Source organism: Pseudodesulfovibrio pelocollis (assembly GCF_030282845.1).
Taxonomy (GTDB): Bacteria; Desulfobacterota; Desulfovibrionia; order Desulfovibrionales; family Desulfovibrionaceae; genus Pseudodesulfovibrio; species Pseudodesulfovibrio pelocollis.
Map to the genome: position 1 here is coordinate 1 of NZ_JASTWE010000004.1, position 19,448 is coordinate 19,448.

Genomic DNA, 19,448 nt, shown 5'->3' on the forward strand with positions numbered 1-19,448 from the left:
CTTTGAAAAGGGCTTTCCCTCTCCCCTTCCCCCCGGCAGCCTGCTACGCTCGCAATTCCAGCAGGGCCACTGTCTCGATGTGGTGGGTGTGGGGGAACATGTCCACGGCCCGGGCGCGGGTGACATCGTACCTGTCGGCCAGCCGTTTGACGTCGCGTGCCAGGGTGGCGGGATCGCAGGACACGGCCACGATCCGGGGCGCGCCAAGGGTCAGCAGGGCCTGGGCCGTGTTCTCGTGCATGCCGGAGCGGGGCGGATCGACCACTACCACGTCGGGCACGGCCTCATCGCCCGAGCCGTCCATGCCCGGAATGCCCTGCTCCAGGGAACCCGCGATGAAGGTGCAGTTGGACAGGCCGTTGAGCCGGGCGCTTTCGCGCGCCTTGGTCACGGACTCCTCGCTCAGTTCAACGCCGATGACGCGGCCCGCCTCGCCAGCCAGATAGATGCCGATGGCTCCGGTGCCGCAATAGAGATCGAGCAGCACCTGGGTCTCGGACAGGGCGCAGAACTCGGCCACGGTGGCGAACAGTTCGCCCGCGCCGCCGGTGTTGGTCTGGAAAAAGGCGTTGGGCGAGAGGCGATAGCGCACCTGACGTTCGCCCCGGGCCAGCCGCTCTTCCACAAAACCGTTGCCCAGGGTCTGGACGATCTTCTCGCCACAGGCCACGGCAGTGCGCTTGACGCGGGTGGAGTGGACAAAGGAGGCCATCTCCGGGAACCGTTCGAGGAACAGCGCGGCCATGTCACCGATCAGGTTGTCCTTGCGCTCGTCCCGGGCGGTGATGAGGTGGGCCATGACCTCGCCCGCGCCGGTGTGGCGGATGACCAGATGCCGCCAGTAGCCGGTGTCGGCAGCCGGGTCGTGGGCGGGCACGCCAGAGGCGCGGCAGAACTCGCGCACCGCGGCCATGATCTCCACGTCCCAGGGGGCGCACAGGTGGCACTCGGTGATGTCGAGTACCGGACCGGGCCGGTTGGCTCCCTCGGGCGTGGGCTGGCGCAGGCCCAGATGCAGGCCGTCTGGACGCTGCTCAAAGGAAAATTCCATCTTGTTGCGATAGCCCCAGACCTCGGGCGATGCGGCGGGCGGGTCCATGACCAGTCCCTGCACTCCGCCAATGCGGGCCAGGGCAGCAGCCACCTGCGCGTTCTTCTGGGCCAGCTGCTCGGGATAGTCGAGGTGCTGGAGGGAGCAGCCGCCGCAGGTGCCGAAATGGACGCAGCGCGGCTCCACGCGATGGGACGAGGGCGTGGTCACGGCCTCGACCACCCCTTCGGCGAACCGCTTCTTGGACCGGACGATGCGGGCACAGACCGTATCGCCTGGCAGGCCGCCCGCCACGAAGACCGCCATGCCGTCCACATGGGCCACCCCCCGGCCGCCGTAGGCCAGGGATTCGATGTCGCAATTCACGAGGGAGTCTTTGGGCAGTGGCATGACGCGCTCCGGGTTGAGGTGAGAGGGTCGTTTGACACGGATCGAACCGGCTGTCTATGGTAATATGCATGATCGACAAGACCACGGCCATGGAAACCGTCATGCGCAGACTGGAAAAGCTGCCGGTGGGCCACGCCATCGACCTGCGCACCTACAAGCGCAACCGCTCAGTGGTCATCGCCCGCACCGGCCCCGACGCTTTTGACGTGGTGGAGAACGGCTTTGCCCAAGGCCGCTTCGAGGCCACGACCGGCTCCATGAAAAAGCTGCTCAAGACGCTCCTCAAGCGCGAATTCCCGCGCAGCACCAAGATCAGGCTCTACGACCTCGGCCCGGCCGAGGCGGATGTGGTCGTGGCCCGCAAAACCCTGTGAAGCAAGCCGCGCCCACCCGTCAGGCTGGTAAGGAAGCGTGTGCCGCGCAGGCCACGGGCATCATGGGTAATGTCGGGAGCGCAGCGCGGGAGGCGGCGAGGACACGCCGCAAGACAAGACCCGGCAAGGCACGCAAGGAAGGCCACCGCCACGGGGCGGGTGCCGCTATTCCCCGCTGCCGCCGTTTTTGATCTGGTTGAGAAGAGCGACCACGCGCTCGGGATCGTCGAAGACCGCCCGCCGGACCGCCTCGGACACCTTGCCGGTCATGGCCAGGAGCAACTCCGGATCGTCACCCAGCTCCTGGGCCAGGGCGATGATCCGTTTTTCGCACAGCGAGGCAGGCTCGCCCCGCTCGATCTTGCTCAGGTACGAGTGGTGGATTCCGATGCGCTTGGCCACCCGGCGGATGGAATACTCCGGATCGTGTTTGCGCTTGGATTCTCGTTTCGCTCTGATGTAATCGCCAAAAAGCTTGCTCACGCCTACCCCTGAGAGTATACTGACAGGTTTCCCACCATTCTTGCGTCTACTATACAGTAGCCAACAACCCATCGACAAGATTGAACAAGATCGGTTGGCGAACATTTCACACGCACAGCGACGGACCCCGCGCGCCAGGATGGCGGCGGCCCGTCGGGCACGATGCAATGGAGAATCAGTTGGCAGCGGCAGGGGTTGGCGGCTGATAATCGACCAATTCCAGGGTGAAATGGCCGACCACGACCTTGGAGCGGACCTTGACCGGGATGCGGCGGCTGTCGGCAGAGAACCAGACGATCAGCTCGGCCCCGGGGCTCTTGCGGAACACGCCGGAGAGGTTGCGCACATCAAGCCTGACCCTGAAGCAGGGAATGTCGCCCATGGGGGTCTTGATGGTTTCCGTGTCCTCCACATAGGCCTCGCCCACCACGCTGACCTTGCCGTCGGTCACATTGGCCCCGAAGCGCATGGTCTTGTAGAGAATCTCCTTGCGGAAGGCGAAGAGTACGGACATGGGGTCAAAGACGTATTCCGGTTGCTCCAGCTCGTGCCGCAGGTCGCCCTCAATGGAGCGGTAGGTGCGCCGGGCGGCCGGGTCGAAGACGATCTCCGCCTTCTTGCTGTACTTGCCCTCATTCTGGTCGCTGATGTAGCGCAGGGAGTGGGTCACGTCGCGATCGGTCCACGCCTCCATGACGTCGCGCACCTTGTAGAACTTGTCCACCCAGGGCACGGTGCTGGCAGTGCCGCGAAAGTAACGGGCCGGCACGCCGTCCACCTCGGTGTCGGGCATGACTTCGAGCACGGCGTTGCCCGCGTGGATGAAGGTCCAGTGGATTTCGTAGGTCAGTTTCTCGCCGGGGCCAAAGGGCAGCGGCTGCGCCTGGGCGGGCCGGGGCTGGACAAGGGCGAGGGTCAGAAGTACGGCCAGGGCGGCGGCCAGGACGAGACGGGAAGGAACCTGGGACGGGCTGGTCTTGAGTATCGGCATGGGGAATGTTTTCCCGGCTTTGCGCCCCGAGTCAAGACAAACCGGCCAAGAGACCGCCGGTTATGGACAAACCTGGCCCAAAAGGCTAGAAGTCCAGACAGACCCCATGGAAACGCCCGCCTGTGAAAGGAGAGAATGGACATGATGCTGAGAAAACGCGCCTGGGACATGATGCGCGACGAATTTCCCACCGTGCAGGAGGACGCGAGCCTGGCCGAGGCCATCCGCGTCATGCGCCTCGCCATGACCGACGCCCCGGACTGCCAGGTGGTGGTGGTTCAGAACAAGGGCGGCAAGCTCGTGGGCGCCATCAACCTGTGGAATCTCTTCAAGGCGGTCAAGCAGTCGGTGCTCAGGGACGACAATCTCAAGGCCGACGGCGAGGTGGACTGGGACCAGCAGTTCGCCAACGCCTGCCTGCTGTGCACCCAGCTGCGCCTTGACGACTACCTGATCACCAGCCCGCCCACACTGCGGCCCAACGAGCCCATCCTGCTCGTGCTCGACACCTTCATCAAGACCAAGCGCGACTGGGCCCTGGTGGTGGAAAACGACAAGGTCATGGGCGTGGTCTACGTCACCGACGTCTACCGCGAGATGACCCGCGACATGGTCCCGCTCTTCAAATAGCCAAGACGGAACAGGAAACGGAAAACGCCCCCCACATGCAGCGGGAGGCGTTTTTTTTGCGTCCGCCACGGGGAGCGTCACGCCTTCATCTTCAGGTCCACCATGAGCAGCAGTTGGAGCGCCTTGGTGATCTCCTTGTCATAGCGGGCGTCGCCAGCCAGATCGGCCGCAGCCTTGAGAAAGGGCAGGCCCGGCGAGTGGGGCCTGTCGCTGATCATGGCGCAGAAGGAATCGACCACCGCGCAGAGCCTGCCCGGAAACTCGATCTTCGAGGTCTTCATGGGATAGCCAGAGCCGTTGAGCCGCTCGTGATGCTCCATGACGCACTGCTCCACCTCGGGATACTTGAGGTTGAGCTTGCCGAGCATTTCGTAGCCCACCTTGGTGTGGGCGTTGATCTTGGTGCGCTCGTCGCCGGTCAGGGGCTTGTCCTTGGAGCGGATGAAGGCAGGCACCTTGGCCATGCCCAGATCGTGCAGGAAGAGCCCGGCCGCCAGCCTGTCAAAGGTCTTGCGCCGCGTGCTGTCGCGAAAGTTCTTTTCCTTGAGCTTGCCGAGCAGGGCCAGACCAAGAAAACCGCTGTTGACGCTATGGTTTTCCAGCGAGTGCTCCTTGTGCATGCGCCGGACCAGCGCCCGGGCCCTGCGGATGTCCTCGTAGAGGTATTCGGTGAGCACCATCAGGTCCACCCAGAGCTTGTCGAAGACCACGGGCACGGGCTGGTCGAAGAACTCCTTGAGCTTGCGCGTCAGGGCCTGGGTGAAGATGTCGGCGATCTCCTTTTCCTTGAGATTGCCGTCCACCAGCACCAGATCGAGCTGGTAGCTGATGTGCTTGACGTAGACCGGGTGATCCTCGCGCGAGACAAAGATCAGCCCGTCGTTTGTCAGGGACAGCAGTTCATCCACCTGCTCGTTGCTCAGCCGCCCGCCCACCTTGTAGTAGGGCATGATCCGGGCCACATCCTCCTTGAACAGAAAGATGTTCAGCGGTGGGCGGTACTTGTTGAAGCTGCCGAGAATGTCCGCGCTGATCTGGTAGTATTCCTCGTTCAGCCCGTCGGGGATGTCGTGCTTCTGCTTGGCGCTCATCGTTCCCCTTCTTGGTCTTTTGGGTCCCTGCCGAGCTTTTCGTAGAGCTTGACCACGTTGGTCTGGGTCATGGCCCTGCCCTTTTCCGGCTGACCCGCAGTGACGATGACGATGTCGCCTTCGTCAAAGGCTGGGCTCTGGCGCACGAAGACCTCGGCGCGCTCCTGGTGGTCGTCGATGACGTCCAGCGGTGCGGCCGGGATGACACCCCACGAGAAGTTGGTGAAATGCCTGACTATGTGGTCGCGGCTCAGGGCGTAGATGGACTGCTTGGGACGGCAGGAGGCCAGGATGCGCGCCGTGCCGCCCGAGGTGGAGTGGCAGACGATGGCCTTGGCCCCGGTCTTGCCCGCCAGCATGGCTGCGGCATAGGCCAGGAAGGTCGAGGGATTGTCCTGCTCGCCGCCCCGGTCCACCTCGGCCCGGCCCGACTCGAACATGAAGGCCTCGGTCTCGTAGGCGATCTTGCGCATGAAGCGCACCGTCTCGCCGGGATAGCGGCCAATGGCGGTCTCTTCCGAGAGCATCACGCAGTCAGCGCCGTCAAGGATGGCGTTGGCCACGTCCGTGGTCTCGGCCCGGGTGGCCATGGGCGAGTTGACCATGGAGAGCAGCATCTGGGTGGCCACGATGACCGGCTTGCCCGCCTCGTTGCATGCCTTGATGATGCGCTTCTGGGCCACGGGCAGCTCGGCCAGGTCCAACTCCAGGCCCAGGTCGCCCCGGGCCACCATGATGCCATCGGCCTCTTGCAGGATCTCGGTCAGGTTCTTGAGGGCTGCCGTGCGTTCGAGCTTGGCCACAATGGGCAGGCGGCGGTTGTACTTGACCATCTCCTGGCGCAGCCCGCGGATGTCCTCCGCCTTCTGGACAAAGCTCATGGCCACCGCGTCCACCCCAAGCTCCATGCCGATGGCCAGATCGGCCTTGTCCTTGTCGGTCAGCGCAGCCAGCGGCGTGGTCTTTCCGGGGAAGGTGATGCCCTTGCGCGGCGGGCACAAGCCCGAGTTGGTGGCGCGCAGGCGCAGCAGAAATTCCTCTTCCACCTTGACCACAGTGAAGCGGATCATGCCGTCGGACAGGGCCACGGAGTCGCCCTCCCTGACCCCGACGTAGAGGTCGGGGATGTCAAGGCAGATGAACGGGCCGTCCACCTTGGCCGCCTTGTCCGAGGTGCCGAGCATGACCTCGGTACCCTTCTCCACCTCGAAGACCGGCAGGCCGAGATCGCAGGTGCGGATCTTGGGACCTGACAGGTCCTGGAGGATGGTCAGGGTCAGCCCGGTCTCTGCCTCCAGCCGCCGGACGATACCCACCATCTGCTCGAAGAACTCGCGGCCGCCATGGGAGAAGTTGAGACGAAAAATCTTGGCCCCGGAATCCACCAGCTCCTTGACGGCCTCGTAGGAACCGGTCCCCGGCCCCAGCGTGGCAATGATCTTGATATGCCTGTCCATGACAACCCCGTGCGGGCGCCATGACGCGCCCTGTTACCAATCAAGGCGAAATGCCTTGGAATTATTTGCTTTTTCTGCTGACCGAAAGAGCGCCGCCCGATGTCGCCCACCCGTCATTTTGGCCGAAGTCTATGCGCCCGGCCCCGAAAAATCAATGATACTTGCGGTATTTTGCCTGTGTTTTTTCTCTTTGCGGTTGACTTTCTCTTTTTTTTCAAGCACCGGTGGAAAGAAGTGGAACTTAGTGTAAAACTAGGGTAAGAATGTGGGGCAAGCAACCACTCCGGGGGGAACGATGAAATTTCGAGGTCACGCACACAGAAGCCTGGACGACAAGGGTCGGCTCATCCTGCCGCCCGAGTTCCGGGACTTGATCCGCTCCGGCGTGCCGGAAGCGGTCATCGTGCTGACCATCTTCGACAAGCACGTCATTGGCATCACCCCCACCCAGTGGGCGCGGATGGAAGACGAGCTGGAGAAGGTCAAGGCCCCCAGCCGGGAGCTGCAAAACACCATCCGCATCCTCTACTCCGGCTACACCGAGACGCCGGTGGGCGCGCAGGGGCGCATCGCCATCCCCGCCCACCTGCGCAAGAGCGGCAAGCTGGACAAGGATGTGGTGGTCATGGGAGCCGGACGCAGATTCGAGATATGGCCCGCCGAGAGCTTCGAGCAACTGCTCGACGAGGACTACGACGTGTCCCGCGAGTTGGCCGAAAACAACGTCAGCCTGCCCTTCTAGCGATGGAAGGCCGCGTTGATCCCGCGTCCATCCACACGACGGTTCTTTTACATGAGGTGATCGAGTGGCTCCGGCCAGTGCCCGGAGGACGGTACCTGGACGGAACTCTTGGCATGGGCGGCCACAGCCTTGCGCTCATGGAGCGCGCCGGGGCCGGTGCCGAGCTTGCCGGACTTGATCGCGACGCGCGAGCCCTGACCCTGGCCGGGGAGCGGCTCGCAACGCTGGGCGACCGCGCCCATCTTTTCCACCTGCCGTTTTCGAGGTTTGAGGAAGCCTTGGACACACTGGGGTGGGACACGGTGGACGGGGCCGTCCTCGACCTGGGCGTCTCGTCACTCCAGCTCGATGAAGCCGAACGGGGATTCAGCTTCATCAGCGACGGGCCCCTGGACATGCGCATGGACCCGCAGAGCGGCCCCTCGGCCGCGGATCTGGTCAATACGCTCAAGCATGGTGATCTGGCGCGGATCATCAGGGCCTACGGGGAAGACCCCCTGGCTGGGAAAATCGCGTCGGCGATACTGAAGGCACGGGACAAGGGAGCGATCACCAGAACGCTCCAGCTGGCCGAGATAGTGCGGCTGGCCTATCCGCCCAAGATGCGGCACACGGCCCGCAACCATCCGGCGACCCGGACCTTTCAGGGACTGCGCATAGCAGTCAACAGGGAAACTGAGGAACTTGAACACTACCTTGAAACCATAGTCGGGCGGCTTGCGCCCGGTGCGAGGGTGGCCATCATCTCGTTTCACTCCCTGGAGGACAGGGCCGTGAAACGTGCCTTCCTGGCGGCAGCCAGGGGATGCCACTGCCCGTCGCACCAGCTGCACTGCACCTGCGACGGCGTGGCCGCGCTCAAGGTGCTCACCCGCAAGCCGCAGACGCCATCCGACGACGAGATGGCCCGAAACCCCCGCAGCCGCAGCGCCAAACTGCGCGTGGCCGAGCGGCTCGGGCCTGACGGAGAAGAGGCATGAGCACGACGGACAAAACACTTATCTGGATGATCCTCACCCTGCTGGGCGGGGCGCTCTCCCTCGGGCTCGGCGCGGTCTGGCTCAACATCGAACGCATGGATCTGGCCTACGACCTGCGCAAGATGGAGAAGAGCCTGAACCAGAAGGAGGCTCTGGCCGTGAAACTCTCGGTTGAGAGGAACAACCAGGTTTCACCCTATCAACTCAAGAGGCTCGCCGGGCATTTGGACCTGGGCGTGGCCGCGCCGGGACAGATACGGCGCATCACCGACACGCAATAGTCGGCGTCAGGCATACTACCGGCGCCTATACGGGAACACAGGGAACAGGATGGCTCAGGACGGCCAGGGGCGCAAGGATCACAGCAGGGTGAAGATAGGGCTCGTCGCGGCCCTTTTCGCGCTTGCTTTCGCCGGGCTTTGGGTCCGCGCGGGCTGGGTGCAGCTGCACCTGGGCGACGCGCTGCTGACCCAGGCCTCGCGTCAGAGCCTTGCCGCCGAGTTCGAATACGGCGAGCGCGGCCGCATCTTCGACCGCAATGGCGAGATGCTGGCCACCAGCGTTCAGGCCAACTCGGTCTACGCCAGCCCCTTCGAGATCGCCGACCTCGACGCGGCGGCCACTGCCGTTGCCAAGGCCCTGTCCCTGCCCCGCAAGGATATCCGGCAGAAGCTGGCCTCCAAGAAGCAGTTTGTCTGGATCAAGCGGCAGGTCAGCGATCGCGAGGCCGCCGCCCTGACCCGGGCCGACATCCCGGGCATCCGGCTGACCACCGAATATTCCCGCATCTACCCCAACGGCCATCTGGCCGGACAAACGCTGGGCCTCGTGGACATCGACGGCCACGGCCTCGAAGGCGTGGAGCGCCTCTATGACGCGCGCATGCAGCCGGGCAAGGCCAAGTTCGTGGTCCAACGCGACGCCAAGGGCAGCCGCCTCTATCTCGACGCCCTGGGCCGCGAGGTGAACATCAACGGCCTGGACGTGCGCCTGACGCTGGACACCCACATCCAGCACGCCGCCGAGCAGGCCCTGGCCAACGCCATCGCCCAGTACAAGGCCCGGGCCGGCATCGTCCTGGTGGTGGAGGTGGACAGCGGCGACATCCTGGCCATGGCCAACCAGCCCTTTTTCAATCCCAACGCGGTCAAGGGGTCAAACCCCGGCCAGCGCAGACTGCGCGCCGTGACCGACGTGTACGAGCCCGGCTCCACCCTCAAGCCCTTTCTCTTCGCCGCCGCCCTGGAGGAAGGTGCCATCGAGACCGACACGCTCATCAACTGCGAGAACGGCCGCTGGCGCGTGGCCAACAAGACCATCCGCGACACCCACCCCAGAGGCTGGCTGCCCGCCCATCAGGTTCTGCGCTACTCCTCCAACATCGGCTGCGCCAAGATCGGCCTGGACATGGGTGCGGACATCTACGCCAACTACCTGACCAAGCTCGGCTTCGGCGAGAAGACGGACCTCGGCCTGTCGGGCGAATCCGCCGGGCTGGTCATGCCTCCGGCCAAGTGGACCAGCGTGGATCTGGCGGCCATCAGCTTCGGCCAGGGCATCGGCGTCACCGCCGTGCAGCTGGCCAGGGCCTTTCTCTGCCTCGCCAACGAGGGTGTGACCCGCGAACTCAACCTGGTGCGGACCCCCGCGCCCAACCGCCCCAACGCGGCCGTGCGCGTCTTCAGCCCCGAGACCGCGGCCACGGTGCTCAAGATGATGCGCGACGTGGTCCACGAGGACGGCACCGGCCGCACCGCCCGCATCCCGGGCATCACCATGGCCGGCAAGACCGGCACGGCCCAGAAGGCGGCCAAGGGCGGCTACGGCGACCAGTACCTCTCGTCCTTCGTGGCCATGGTTCCGGCCGACGATCCGAAACTTCTGGTCATCACCATGATTGACGAACCGCAAACGGCCAACTACGGCTCCATGGTCGCGGCGCCGGTCTGCCGCGAGGTGACCGTACGCACCCTGGCCTACTACGGGAAAGTCTCCGAAACCCTGGAATCGGTGGTTGCCGAGAGAGTGTCCGTGGACCTGCTGGCGGACTCCCCGCTGGATCAGGCCATGGCCCTCCCGACCGAACACCCTGAGACCGACACCGTGCCCAACATCCAGGGCCTTTCGGTACGACGCGCGCTGGAACTCCTGGCCAGACGGGGCATCGTCCCGGTGCTCAAGGGCCAGGGCATGACGGTCAGGGACCAGAAACCCCGTGCCGGACAACCGTGGCCCACGGAACAACAAACGGAGGGAACGGATGATGTTTTTATTCTCTGGCTCTCATAGCGAAAAGAAGACCAAGCGAGGCGCTATGGAATTCGATGCCCTGCTCAAGGAGGCGGCCAAGGGCCTTGTGGTCCGCACCGACTCGCGCAAAATCCTGCCCGGCGAGTGCTTTGTGGCCATGCCCGGCACCTCGGTGCGAGGCATGGACTACATCCCCGGCGCGCTGGATCGCGGCGCGGCCTACATCGTGGCCCCGGCCTCGGCCCGCGACCTGGTGGCCCCGGTAGCCGAAAAGCGCGCCATGGTGGCCTACCACGAGAACCCGGCCGTGGCGCTGGGCGAACTGGCCCGCGCCCACTTCCACCTGCCCGACCGCGATCTCAAGCTGGTGGGCGTCACCGGCACCAACGGCAAAACGACCACCACCTACATCATCGAACATCTGCTGGCCGCCACCGGCCTCAAGGTGGGCGTGCTCGGCACGGTCAGCTACCGCTGGCCCGGCTTCTCCATGAACGCGCCCCTGACCACGCCCGACTGCTGGATGCTCCACGAGCTGCTCTTCAACATGAAGAAAGCGGACGTGGACGTGGCGGTCATGGAGGTCTCCTCCCACGCCCTGGACCAGTACCGCGTGGCCGGGCTCGACTTTGACGCGGGCGTGCTGACCAACGTCACCCAGGACCACCTGGACTACCACGGGGACATGGAAACGTATTTCAGGGCCAAGTCCCGGCTCTTCACCGGCTGCCTGCGCCAGGGCCGGTCAGGCATCATCAATTACAACGACCCCTATGGGCGCAGGCTGCTGGCAACCCTGGACGGCGGGGTGGGATACGGCATCGGCGACGCGTCCATCGTCACCCACGAGGTGGGCGACAAGCCCATGGTCCAGGGCCGCATCCTCTCCCTCACAGGCCAGGGCATGGAGATCGAGACCTCGTACAAGGGCAAGAGCTGGACCGTGCAGTCGCCGCTCATCGGCGCGTACAACGCCATGAACCTGCTGGCCGCCCAGGCCGTGGGCCTGCAACTGGGGCTCAACTGCAAGGACATGCGCGCCCTCAAGGACTTCGCTGGCGTGCCCGGCCGCCTGGAGCGCGTCATCAACGACCAGGGCCTGGACATCTTCGTGGACTACGCCCACACGCCCGATGCCCTGGAGAACGTCCAGCACACCCTGAAGAGCCTCGACTTCAAACGGCTGATCACCGTGTTCGGCTGCGGCGGCGACCGCGACCGGGCCAAGCGGCCGCTCATGGCCCGGGCCGTGGCCCGTTACGCCGACGTGGCCGTGCTCACCTCGGACAACCCCCGCAGCGAGCGGCCCGAGGCGATCATGGACGACGCCCGGCCCGGACTGGCCAGAGCCGCCCAGGTCATCGAGCACCCGGACCGCCAGACCGCCATCACCCTGGCCGTGGCCGAGATGGAACCCGGCGACGTGCTGCTCATCGCGGGCAAGGGGCACGAGGACTACCAGCAGATCGCCGGAACCACCATCCACTTCTCGGACAGGGAAGCGGCACTCAAGGCCATCGAGGAGACGCGATGAGGCTGACCCTGGGCGATGTCCAGCACTGCCTCACCGGGCTGACCGAGGCCTGCCGCGAGTGCGCCGTGATCAATGCGGTGCGCACCGACAGCCGCGCGGTGGAGCCTGGCGACCTCTTCATCTGCATCGAGGGCTGGAACTTCGACGGCCACGAGTTCGCGCCCCAGGCCGAGGCCCGGGGAGCCGTGGCCGTGGTCGCCTCGCGTCCGCTGGTCGGGCTCTCCATCCCGGTCATCGTGGTCCGCGACACGGTGCGTGCCCTGGGCCGGCTGGCCTCCTGCTGGCGCGACCTGTGCGGTGCCAAGCTGGTGGCCGTCACCGGCACGGCGGGCAAGACCACGGTCAAGGAAATGCTGGCCGCCGTGCTCTCCCGCAAGTTCCCCGTGGCCAGGAACTACCGCAACCTGAACAACCAGATAGGCCTGCCCCTGTCCATGCTCAAGGCCGACGACACCCAACCGGTGTGGGTCATGGAGCTTGGCATCTCGGTCAAGGGCGACATGGAGGAACTGGCCGTCATCGCCAGCCCGGACGTGGCCGTGATCACCAATGCTGGGCCCGGCCACCTGGAGGGACTGGGCGACGTGACCGGCGTGGCCAGGGCCAAGAGCAGCCTGCTCAAGTACCTGCGTCAGGACGGCACGGCCGTGATCAGCCAGGACTACCCCGAGCTGTGGGAGGCCGCCGCCGCGCTGGTGTCCGCCCCTGCGGGCTTTTCCACCCGGGACGAATCCGCCCCCTACTACGCCGTGGCCCTGGGCACGGACGACGATGGCCGGGGCCGCTTCCGGCTGCGCACCCCGGACGGCGACGGCGAGTTCACCGCCCCCTTCTGCGGCGAGCACTATGCCGAGAACGTGGCCTGCGTGGCCGCAGCCGCCAAGGCCCTGGGCCTGTCGCGCGACGACGTGGTGGCGGGTGTCCAGACCGTGGAGCCGGACTGCCAGAGATTTTGCTGCCGCACGAGCGGAAGCGCCCTGGTCATCGACGACACTTACAACGCCAACCCCCTGTCCATGGGCCGGTCCATCCGCACCGCAGCGACCATGACCAAGGGCCGCCCCCTGGTCCTGGTGCTGGGCGACATGCGCGAACTGGGCGGGCAGGCACAGGAGCGTCACGAGGAGCTTGGCCGCCTCATCAGGGAGGTCGCGCCCCTGGCCGTGTTCTACAAGGGCGGGCACCTGGACGACGTGGCCCGTGGTCTTGAAGACGGTGCTCCCCTGACCTCCATCGAGGAACCGGAAGCGTTCATGGCCGCGTGGCGGGCCCTGGAAGCCCCGGACGCCGTGGTGCTGGTCAAGGGATCGCGGTCGCTGAAAATGGAAGCCTTTGCCGCCGCCCTGTGCCGGGAGCTTCAGGACGGACCCGCAACAAAGGGAGGTGCCCGGTGATCTACAATCTTCTCGTCCCGCTCAGCAGCGATGTCGGCGTGTTCAACGTCTTCCGCTACATCACCTTCCGCTCGGTGTGGGCGCTGCTGACCGCGCTGATCATCTCCATCATCTTCGGCCCGGCCATGATCCGCTGGCTCCAGCGCATCAAGTGCGGCCAGTACATCCGCGAGGACGGCCCCAAGCATCAGGCCAAGCAGGGCACCCCGACCATGGGCGGGATCATGATCCTCTTCGCGGTCTGCGTCTCCACCCTGCTCTGGGCCGACCTGACCAACGTCTACGTCTGGCTGACGCTGCTGGTTTTCGCGGGCTTCGGCGCGGTGGGCTTTGCCGACGACTATCTCAAGGTGGTCAAGCGGCGCAACGAGGGGCTTTCGGCCAAGGCCAAGTTCGTGCTCCAGTGCGCGGTGGCGGCCGCTGCCATCGCCCTGCTCATCCAGGAGCCCGCCTACTCCACCCAGCTGGCCGTGCCCTTCTTCAAGAATTTCAACCCGGACCTCGGCTGGTTCTACCTGCCCTTCGCCCTGGTGGTCATGGTCGGGGCGAGCAACGCAGTCAACCTCACCGACGGCCTGGACGGCCTTGCCATAGGCCCCATGGTGGTGGCCATGGCCTGCTTCGCCATCTTCATCTATGTCTCCGGCCACGCCCAGATGGCCGAATACCTGGCCGTTCCCAAAGTGGTCGGCATCGGCGAGGTCACGGTCTTCTGCGGGGCCGTGGTGGGCGCGGGCCTCGGCTTCCTCTGGTTCAACGCCCATCCGGCCCAGGTCTTCATGGGCGATGTGGGCTCCCTGTCGCTGGGCGGGGCGCTGGGCTTCGTGGCCGTGCTGGCCAAGCAGGAGCTGCTGCTGGCCATCGTGGGCGGCGTGTTCGTCTTCGAGACCCTCTCGGTCATCCTCCAGGTGGGCTACTTCAAGCTCTCCGGTGGCAAGCGCATCTTCAAGATGGCCCCCCTGCACCATCATTTCGAGCTCAAGGGCATCCCGGAATCCAAGATCATCGTCCGGTTCTGGATTCTCTCCATACTCATGGCGCTCATGGCGCTCTCGACTCTCAAGCTGAGGTAGGCAGTGAACCGCATCGTCAGACAATTCATCGAGCAGCGCACCCTGGCGGGCAAGCTGGGCGTGGTGGTGGGCACAGGCCGCTCCGGTCTGGCCGCCGCGCGGCTGCTCGACAAGCTGGGATGCAAGGTGCGCGTGGCCGACAGCGATGAAACCGTGACCGCCGAGCGCCTCGGCCCCCTGGCCGGACGCGTGGAACTGATCACCGGCCCGCACAAGCCCGAACACTTCCGCGACGCGGACATGATCGTGCTCTCGCCGGGCGTGCCCGTGAAGCGGCTGGCCAGCGCCCTCGAGGGCGTCCCGGCCCGCACCATCGTGGCCGAACTGGAGTTGGCCTCCTGGTTCATCGAAGCCCCGGTGCTGGCCGTGACAGGCACCAACGGCAAGACCACGACCACCACCCTGATCAGCGAGATTTTCCGGCACGCGGGTGTCAGCGCCTTCACCGGCGGCAACATCGGCACGCCTTTGTGCGAGTACCTGCTCGACATGGAGCAGGCCGAGGTCATCGTGCTTGAGGTGTCGAGCTTCCAGCTCCAGAACTGCCACCTGTTCAAGCCCCGCGTGGCCCTCTTCCTCAACTTCGCGGCCAACCACCTCGACTACCACGAGGACATGGACGAATACCTGGACGCCAAGCTGCATCTCTTTGCCCGCATGACCGGCGACGACACCGCCCTGCTGCATGAATCCCTGCGCCCGGCCATAGGCGACAAAGGGTTCACCAACGCGCGCGTGGAATGGTTCGGCCCCACGGACCGGTTCGAGGCCCCGCACCTGCCCGGCGAGCACAACCGCTCCAATGTGGAGGGCGCGTGGCAGGCCGTGCGCCGCTTCGGCGTGACCGAGGCCCAGGCGGCCGAGGCCATCCGCGAGTTCCACCCCCTGGCCCACCGCATCGAGCGCGTGGCCGAGGTGGGCGGCGTGCTCTACGTGGACGACTCCAAGGCCACCACCCTGGACGCGGTCCTGGCGGCCGTGCGCAGCTGCAACACGCCGGTGCGCCTGCTCATGGGCGGGGTGTGGAAGGGTGGCGACGTGGCCGCCTTTGCCCGCGAGATCAGTGACTCGGTCATCCACATCGGCCTGTTCGGCGGCAGCCGCGAGGTGTTCGAGCCGGAACTCTCCAAGACCTTTCCCGTGACCTGGGATCAGACCCTGGAACAGGCCGTGCGACGGCAGGCGGCCATGGCCCGGCCCGGCGAGACCGTGCTGCTCTCCCCGGCCACGTCGAGCTTCGACCAGTACACGGGCTACGGCGCGCGCGGCGACGACTTCAAGCGCGTGGTGAGGGAGCTGTCATGAGCGGCACACTCAACGCCAAATCGACCGCGGGCCGCCCGGACCCCTGGCTGGTCACGGCCACCCTGTTCCTGGGCGGCTTCGGCCTGATCATGGTCCTCTCGTCGAGCGGCATCATGGCCGAGCGCGTGTACGGCGACACCTACTTCTTCTTCAAGCGCCAGCTACTCTACACCGGCGTGGGCCTGGTGGCCATGGCGGTGTGCATGCAGATGCCGCGCCGCCTGCTCTACGGCATGACCTATGTCTGGATCATGGCCGCCCTGGCTCTGCTCGCCCTGTGCCTGACTCCGGTCGGGTTCAGCGTCAACGGTGCCAGCCGCTGGATCAGGCTCGGCCCGGCCCACATCCAGCCGCTGGAGTTCGCCAAGGTCGCCCTGGTCCTGTATCTGGCCTACTTCTTCGCCCGCAAGCAGGAGCTGGTGCGCACCTTCTCAGTGGGCTTCCTGCCCCCCTTCATCGTCACCGGGGTCCTCTGCGTCCTGCTCCTGCTCCAGCCGGACTTCGGCGGGGCCGTGGTCCTGGCCGGACTCCTTTTCTTCATGTGCCTCGTGGGCGGCACCCGGTTCAGCTATCTCTTCCTCTCGCTCCTCTTCGCCGCAGGAGCGGGATGGCTGCTCATCTCGTCCTCGCCGTACCGCTTCAAGCGCTGGACCGCCTTCCTCGACCCCTTTGCCTCGGCCCAGAACGAGGGCTATCAGCTGGTCCAGTCCCTGTACGCCTTCGGCTCGGGGCGCATCTTCGGCACCGGGCTTGGCGCGGGCAAGCAGAAGCTCTTCTTCCTGCCCGAGGCGCACAACGACTTCATCATGGCCGTGGTGGGCGAGGAACTGGGCTTTGTGGGCATGTCGCTGTTCTTCATCGCCATCGGCTTCTTCCTGTGGCGGGCGCTTCGGATCTGCATCAAGCTCGAAGACCTCCAGGACCGGTTCACGGCCTTTGGCGTCACCTGCGTCCTGGCGCTGGGCATGCTCCTCAACCTGGCCGTGGTCCTGGGCACGGTACCGCCCAAGGGCGTGGCCATGCCCTTCATCAGCTACGGCGGCTCGTCCCTGACCGCGTCCTTCATCTGCGCGGGCATCCTGCTCAACCTCTCCCGGAGGGTGCCTTCATGACCCTTGAGCGGGTGCTCATCGCCACCGGCGGCACCGGGGGACACATCTTCCCGGCCCTGGCCGTGGCCGACGAACTGGCCGCCCGCAATCCGGGCGCGGCCATCCTCTTCGCGGGCGGCGCAGGCCCCGAGGGCGCCATGGCCCGTGACCACGGCCTCGACTTCCTGGAGCTTCCGGCCCGGGGCATCATGGGGCGCGGCCTGTCCGGGCTGCTGGGCGGGCTGTCCTGGCTCGGCCGAAGCCTGCCCATGGCCCTGCGCGAAGTCCGGCGCTTCCGGCCCGACGCGGCCATCGGCTTCGGCGGATATGCGGGATTCTGCCCGGTGCTGGCCGCCGCCCTCCTCGGCGTGCCCACGGCCGTGCATGAGCAGAACTCGGTGCCCGGCATCACCAACAAGGTCCTGGGCAAGATGGTCAAACGGATTTTCCTGAGCTTTCCCGACACCCGGGGCGTCTTCCCGGCCGGGAAAACGGCCCTCACGGGCAACCCGGTGCGCGCGGCCATCGTCGCGGCGGGCGATGTTCGCATGGCAGATGCCAGCCGCACGCCCGGCAAGGGGGTGCTCGTGCTGGGCGGCAGCCAGGGGGCGCGGCCCGTGAACGACGCGGTCATCGCCGCCCTGCCCCTGCTCATGGACCAGGGCGTGGCCCTGACCCATCAGGCGGGCCGGGCCGACGCCGAGCGGGTGCGCGCGGCCTATGCGTCGGCCGGGGCCGATCCGGCCCAGGTGCGCGATTTCATCGACGACATGGCGGGCGAGTATGCGCGCGCCGATCTGGCCCTGTGCCGGGCGGGCGCGACCACGGTGTTCGAGGTGGCGGCGGCCGGGGTTCCGGCCCTGTTCGTGCCCTTTCCCCAGGCCACCCACGACCACCAGACCATGAACGCGCGCGCCATGGCCGACATGGGCGCGGCCCGGCTGCTCCCCCAGGCCGGGCTGACCGGCGCGGCCCTGGCAGAGGCCATCCAGGCCCTGCTTGGCGACGCGCAGCAACTGAAGACAATGGAGCGCGCGGCCCGGGCCTTTGCCCGGCCGGACGCGGCATCGGAAATAGCCAAGGGCCTGGAGGCCCTGGCGGCCTAGCCCCCCGGGCAAGGCACAGGAGAAACGCCATGGCGGCAGCACAGGGACCATATCTGACCGTGGGCGGCGAAGCCTGCCCGGCAATGCGGGCGCGGGTCAACAACATCCACATGGTGGGCATCGGCGGGTCGGGCATGAACGGCATCGCCGAGGTGCTCATCAACATGGGCTTTTCGGTCACGGGCTCGGACCTGAGCGCCTCAGCCGCGGTGCGCCGCCTGGAAAAGCTCGGGGCCACCGTGTACATCGGCCACGGGGCGGCCAACGTGGGCGAGTCCGACGTGCTCATCAAGTCCACGGCCATCCCGGACAAGAACCCGGAACTGGTGGCGGCCCGCGAGCGCGGCATCCCCATCATCCCCCGCGCCGAAATGCTGGCCGAGCTGATGCGGCTGCGCACCGGCGTGGCCATCGCGGGCACCCACGGCAAGACCACCACCACCTCGCTTCTGGCCACCATCTTCACCGAGGCCGGGCTCGACCCCACGGTGATCATCGGCGGCAAGCTCAACACCTACGGGGCCAACGCCCGCCTGGGCGAGGGCGACTACCTCATCGCCGAGGCCGACGAGTCCGACGGCTCCTTTCTCCTGCTCTCGCCCATCATCAGCGTGGTCACCAACGTGGACAAGGACCACATGGACTTCTATGCCGACCAGGACGCCATTGACGACGCCTTCACCCGGTTCATGAACGCCATCCCCTTCTACGGCATGAACGTGGTCTGCGGCGACGACGAGGGCGTGCAGCGCCTCCTGCCCGCCATCAAGCGCCCCTGCCTGACCTACGGCCTGGGGCCGAAGAACCGGCTGCGCGGCGAGATCATCTCCTCGCACCTGCGCAGCCTCTTCCGGGTCTTTCTCGACGGCGAGCCCTGGGGCGAGGTGACCGTGGCCCAGCCCGGCATCCACAATGTGCAAAACGCCCTGGCCTGCATCGGCGTAGCCTTGGAAGCAGGGCTGGACAAAGAAGACATCGTCAACGGACTGGCCAACTTCGGCGGCGTGGGCCGCCGCTTCGAGCGCAAGGGCGAGCGCAAGGGCGTGCTGGTGGTGGACGACTACGGCCACCATCCGGCCGAGGTCCTGGCCAACCTGCGCACGGCAAAGGCCTGCTATCCCGACCGGCGGCTGGTGGTGGCCTTCCAGCCCCACCGCTTCACCCGGACCGAGGCCCTGTTCGGCGAATTCTGCAAGGCCTTCACCGATGCCGACCTGCTCCTGCTCACCGAGATCTATCCGGCCAGCGAATCGCCCATTCCGGGCGTCAACGGCCTGTCCCTGGCCCAGGGCATCCGGCAGGTGAGCGATACCAAGGTCCAGTTCTTCCCGGATTTCGAATCCCTGGAGAATCGGCTCAAGGACACCCTGCGGCCCGGCGACCTGTTCATGACCCAGGGCGCGGGCTCCATCTGGCGCGTGGGCGAAAACTGGCTCAATCAGGCAGACGAGCCGGAATCCCCGGCCACAACCGAGAGACCCGACCCCCTGGCGGAAGAGGCGTGAG

Annotated in this window: 18 protein-coding genes; 13 read left to right on the plus strand and 5 right to left on the minus strand. The window is 66.1% G+C overall.

Going from position 1 to position 19,448, the window contains the following annotated elements:
* Positions 1-43: 43 nt before the first annotated feature.
* Positions 44-1,441 carry a 23S rRNA (uracil(1939)-C(5))-methyltransferase RlmD gene (gene rlmD / locus QQS14_RS02350; protein WP_285905288.1) on the minus strand — a complete coding sequence of 466 codons (1,398 nt, stop codon included), beginning with the start codon at positions 1,439-1,441 and terminating at the stop codon, positions 44-46.
* 68 nt (positions 1,442-1,509) lie between these two features.
* On the opposite strand from rlmD, the gene QQS14_RS02355 reads away from it, so the two are divergent.
* Positions 1,510-1,815, plus strand: coding sequence for a hypothetical protein (locus QQS14_RS02355; RefSeq protein ID WP_285905289.1), 306 nt, complete (start codon positions 1,510-1,512; stop codon positions 1,813-1,815).
* Between the two features lie 165 nt (positions 1,816-1,980).
* Here the strand turns inward: QQS14_RS02355 and QQS14_RS02360 are convergent, their stop codons facing one another.
* On the minus strand, positions 1,981-2,298 hold the full coding sequence (locus tag QQS14_RS02360) for a helix-turn-helix domain-containing protein (protein ID WP_285905290.1): 318 nt from the start codon (positions 2,296-2,298) through the stop codon (positions 1,981-1,983).
* 175 nt (positions 2,299-2,473) lie between these two features.
* Entirely contained in the window at positions 2,474-3,289 is an 816-nt protein-coding gene (locus QQS14_RS02365; protein ID WP_285905291.1) for a DUF3108 domain-containing protein, read from the minus strand.
* Positions 3,290-3,430: 141 nt separating this feature from the next.
* Between QQS14_RS02365 and QQS14_RS02370 the strand changes: the two genes are divergently transcribed.
* Complete coding sequence (locus tag QQS14_RS02370) at positions 3,431-3,919, plus strand: CBS domain-containing protein (protein WP_285905292.1); 489 nt, start codon at positions 3,431-3,433, stop codon at positions 3,917-3,919.
* 77 nt (positions 3,920-3,996) lie between these two features.
* Here QQS14_RS02370 and QQS14_RS02375 read toward each other — a convergent pair whose 3' ends face one another.
* Positions 3,997-5,010, minus strand: a complete 1,014-nt coding sequence (locus QQS14_RS02375) for an HD-GYP domain-containing protein (protein WP_285905294.1) — start codon at positions 5,008-5,010, stop codon at positions 3,997-3,999.
* The gene (gene pyk, locus QQS14_RS02380) at positions 5,007-6,467 is read right to left on the minus strand and encodes a pyruvate kinase (RefSeq protein ID WP_285905295.1); all 1,461 of its coding nucleotides are present in this window, start codon (positions 6,465-6,467) and stop codon (positions 5,007-5,009) included. Before pyk ends, QQS14_RS02375 begins: the two co-directional genes overlap by 4 nt.
* A gap of 295 nt (positions 6,468-6,762) precedes the next feature.
* On the opposite strand from pyk, the gene QQS14_RS02385 reads away from it, so the two are divergent.
* Genes QQS14_RS02385 through murC form a run of 11 tightly spaced genes read left to right on the plus strand, consistent with a single transcriptional unit; the run spans position 6,763 to position 19,447 of the window.
* Complete coding sequence (locus QQS14_RS02385) at positions 6,763-7,209, plus strand: division/cell wall cluster transcriptional repressor MraZ (RefSeq protein WP_285905296.1); 447 nt, start codon at positions 6,763-6,765, stop codon at positions 7,207-7,209.
* A gap of 2 nt (positions 7,210-7,211) precedes the next feature.
* Entirely contained in the window at positions 7,212-8,189 is a 978-nt protein-coding gene (rsmH, locus tag QQS14_RS02390; protein WP_285905297.1) for a 16S rRNA (cytosine(1402)-N(4))-methyltransferase RsmH, read from the plus strand.
* Complete coding sequence (locus tag QQS14_RS02395) at positions 8,186-8,470, plus strand: hypothetical protein (protein WP_285905298.1); 285 nt, start codon at positions 8,186-8,188, stop codon at positions 8,468-8,470. The genes rsmH and QQS14_RS02395 overlap by 4 nt, the downstream gene beginning before the upstream one ends.
* A gap of 49 nt (positions 8,471-8,519) precedes the next feature.
* Entirely contained in the window at positions 8,520-10,478 is a 1,959-nt protein-coding gene (locus QQS14_RS02400) for a penicillin-binding transpeptidase domain-containing protein (RefSeq protein WP_285905299.1), read from the plus strand.
* Positions 10,453-11,973: a UDP-N-acetylmuramoyl-L-alanyl-D-glutamate--2,6-diaminopimelate ligase gene (locus QQS14_RS02405; RefSeq protein ID WP_285905391.1), complete on the plus strand. Its 1,521-nt coding sequence runs from the start codon at positions 10,453-10,455 to the stop codon at positions 11,971-11,973. The genes QQS14_RS02400 and QQS14_RS02405 overlap by 26 nt, the downstream gene beginning before the upstream one ends.
* On the plus strand, positions 11,970-13,367 hold the full coding sequence (locus tag QQS14_RS02410) for a UDP-N-acetylmuramoyl-tripeptide--D-alanyl-D-alanine ligase (protein WP_285905300.1): 1,398 nt from the start codon (positions 11,970-11,972) through the stop codon (positions 13,365-13,367). The genes QQS14_RS02405 and QQS14_RS02410 overlap by 4 nt, the downstream gene beginning before the upstream one ends.
* Entirely contained in the window at positions 13,364-14,440 is a 1,077-nt protein-coding gene (mraY, locus tag QQS14_RS02415) for a phospho-N-acetylmuramoyl-pentapeptide-transferase (protein ID WP_285905301.1), read from the plus strand. Before QQS14_RS02410 ends, mraY begins: the two co-directional genes overlap by 4 nt.
* Positions 14,441-14,443: 3 nt before the next feature.
* Entirely contained in the window at positions 14,444-15,745 is a 1,302-nt protein-coding gene (murD, locus tag QQS14_RS02420) for a UDP-N-acetylmuramoyl-L-alanine--D-glutamate ligase (RefSeq protein WP_285905302.1), read from the plus strand.
* Entirely contained in the window at positions 15,742-16,857 is a 1,116-nt protein-coding gene (gene ftsW / locus QQS14_RS02425) for a putative lipid II flippase FtsW (RefSeq protein WP_285905303.1), read from the plus strand. Before murD ends, ftsW begins: the two co-directional genes overlap by 4 nt.
* On the plus strand, positions 16,854-17,942 hold the full coding sequence (murG, locus tag QQS14_RS02430) for an undecaprenyldiphospho-muramoylpentapeptide beta-N-acetylglucosaminyltransferase (protein ID WP_285905304.1): 1,089 nt from the start codon (positions 16,854-16,856) through the stop codon (positions 17,940-17,942). The genes ftsW and murG overlap by 4 nt, the downstream gene beginning before the upstream one ends.
* Positions 17,943-17,971: 29 nt before the next feature.
* On the plus strand, positions 17,972-19,447 hold the full coding sequence (murC, locus tag QQS14_RS02435; protein WP_285905305.1) for a UDP-N-acetylmuramate--L-alanine ligase: 1,476 nt from the start codon (positions 17,972-17,974) through the stop codon (positions 19,445-19,447).
* Position 19,448 lies beyond the last annotated feature (1 nt).

Bases quoted from the DNA above. Each gene is read 5' to 3' on its own strand.
- murC (WP_285905305.1), top strand. From the start codon at position 17,972: ATGGCGGCAGCACAGGGACCATATCTGACCGTGGGCGGCGAAGCCTGC.
- QQS14_RS02365 (WP_285905291.1), bottom strand. From the start codon at position 3,289: ATGCCGATACTCAAGACCAGCCCGTCCCAGGTTCCTTCCCGTCTCGTC.
- QQS14_RS02410 (WP_285905300.1), top strand. From the start codon at position 11,970: ATGAGGCTGACCCTGGGCGATGTCCAGCACTGCCTCACCGGGCTGACC.
- QQS14_RS02385 (WP_285905296.1), top strand. From the start codon at position 6,763: ATGAAATTTCGAGGTCACGCACACAGAAGCCTGGACGACAAGGGTCGG.
- rlmD (WP_285905288.1), bottom strand. From the start codon at position 1,441: ATGCCACTGCCCAAAGACTCCCTCGTGAATTGCGACATCGAATCCCTG.
- murG (WP_285905304.1), top strand. From the start codon at position 16,854: ATGACCCTTGAGCGGGTGCTCATCGCCACCGGCGGCACCGGGGGACAC.
- QQS14_RS02405 (WP_285905391.1), top strand. From the start codon at position 10,453: ATGTTTTTATTCTCTGGCTCTCATAGCGAAAAGAAGACCAAGCGAGGC.
- rsmH (WP_285905297.1), top strand. From the start codon at position 7,212: ATGGAAGGCCGCGTTGATCCCGCGTCCATCCACACGACGGTTCTTTTA.
- pyk (WP_285905295.1), bottom strand. From the start codon at position 6,467: ATGGACAGGCATATCAAGATCATTGCCACGCTGGGGCCGGGGACCGGT.
- QQS14_RS02355 (WP_285905289.1), top strand. From the start codon at position 1,510: ATGATCGACAAGACCACGGCCATGGAAACCGTCATGCGCAGACTGGAA.
- QQS14_RS02400 (WP_285905299.1), top strand. From the start codon at position 8,520: ATGGCTCAGGACGGCCAGGGGCGCAAGGATCACAGCAGGGTGAAGATA.
- QQS14_RS02395 (WP_285905298.1), top strand. From the start codon at position 8,186: ATGAGCACGACGGACAAAACACTTATCTGGATGATCCTCACCCTGCTG.
- QQS14_RS02370 (WP_285905292.1), top strand. From the start codon at position 3,431: ATGATGCTGAGAAAACGCGCCTGGGACATGATGCGCGACGAATTTCCC.
- QQS14_RS02375 (WP_285905294.1), bottom strand. From the start codon at position 5,010: ATGAGCGCCAAGCAGAAGCACGACATCCCCGACGGGCTGAACGAGGAA.
- ftsW (WP_285905303.1), top strand. From the start codon at position 15,742: ATGAGCGGCACACTCAACGCCAAATCGACCGCGGGCCGCCCGGACCCC.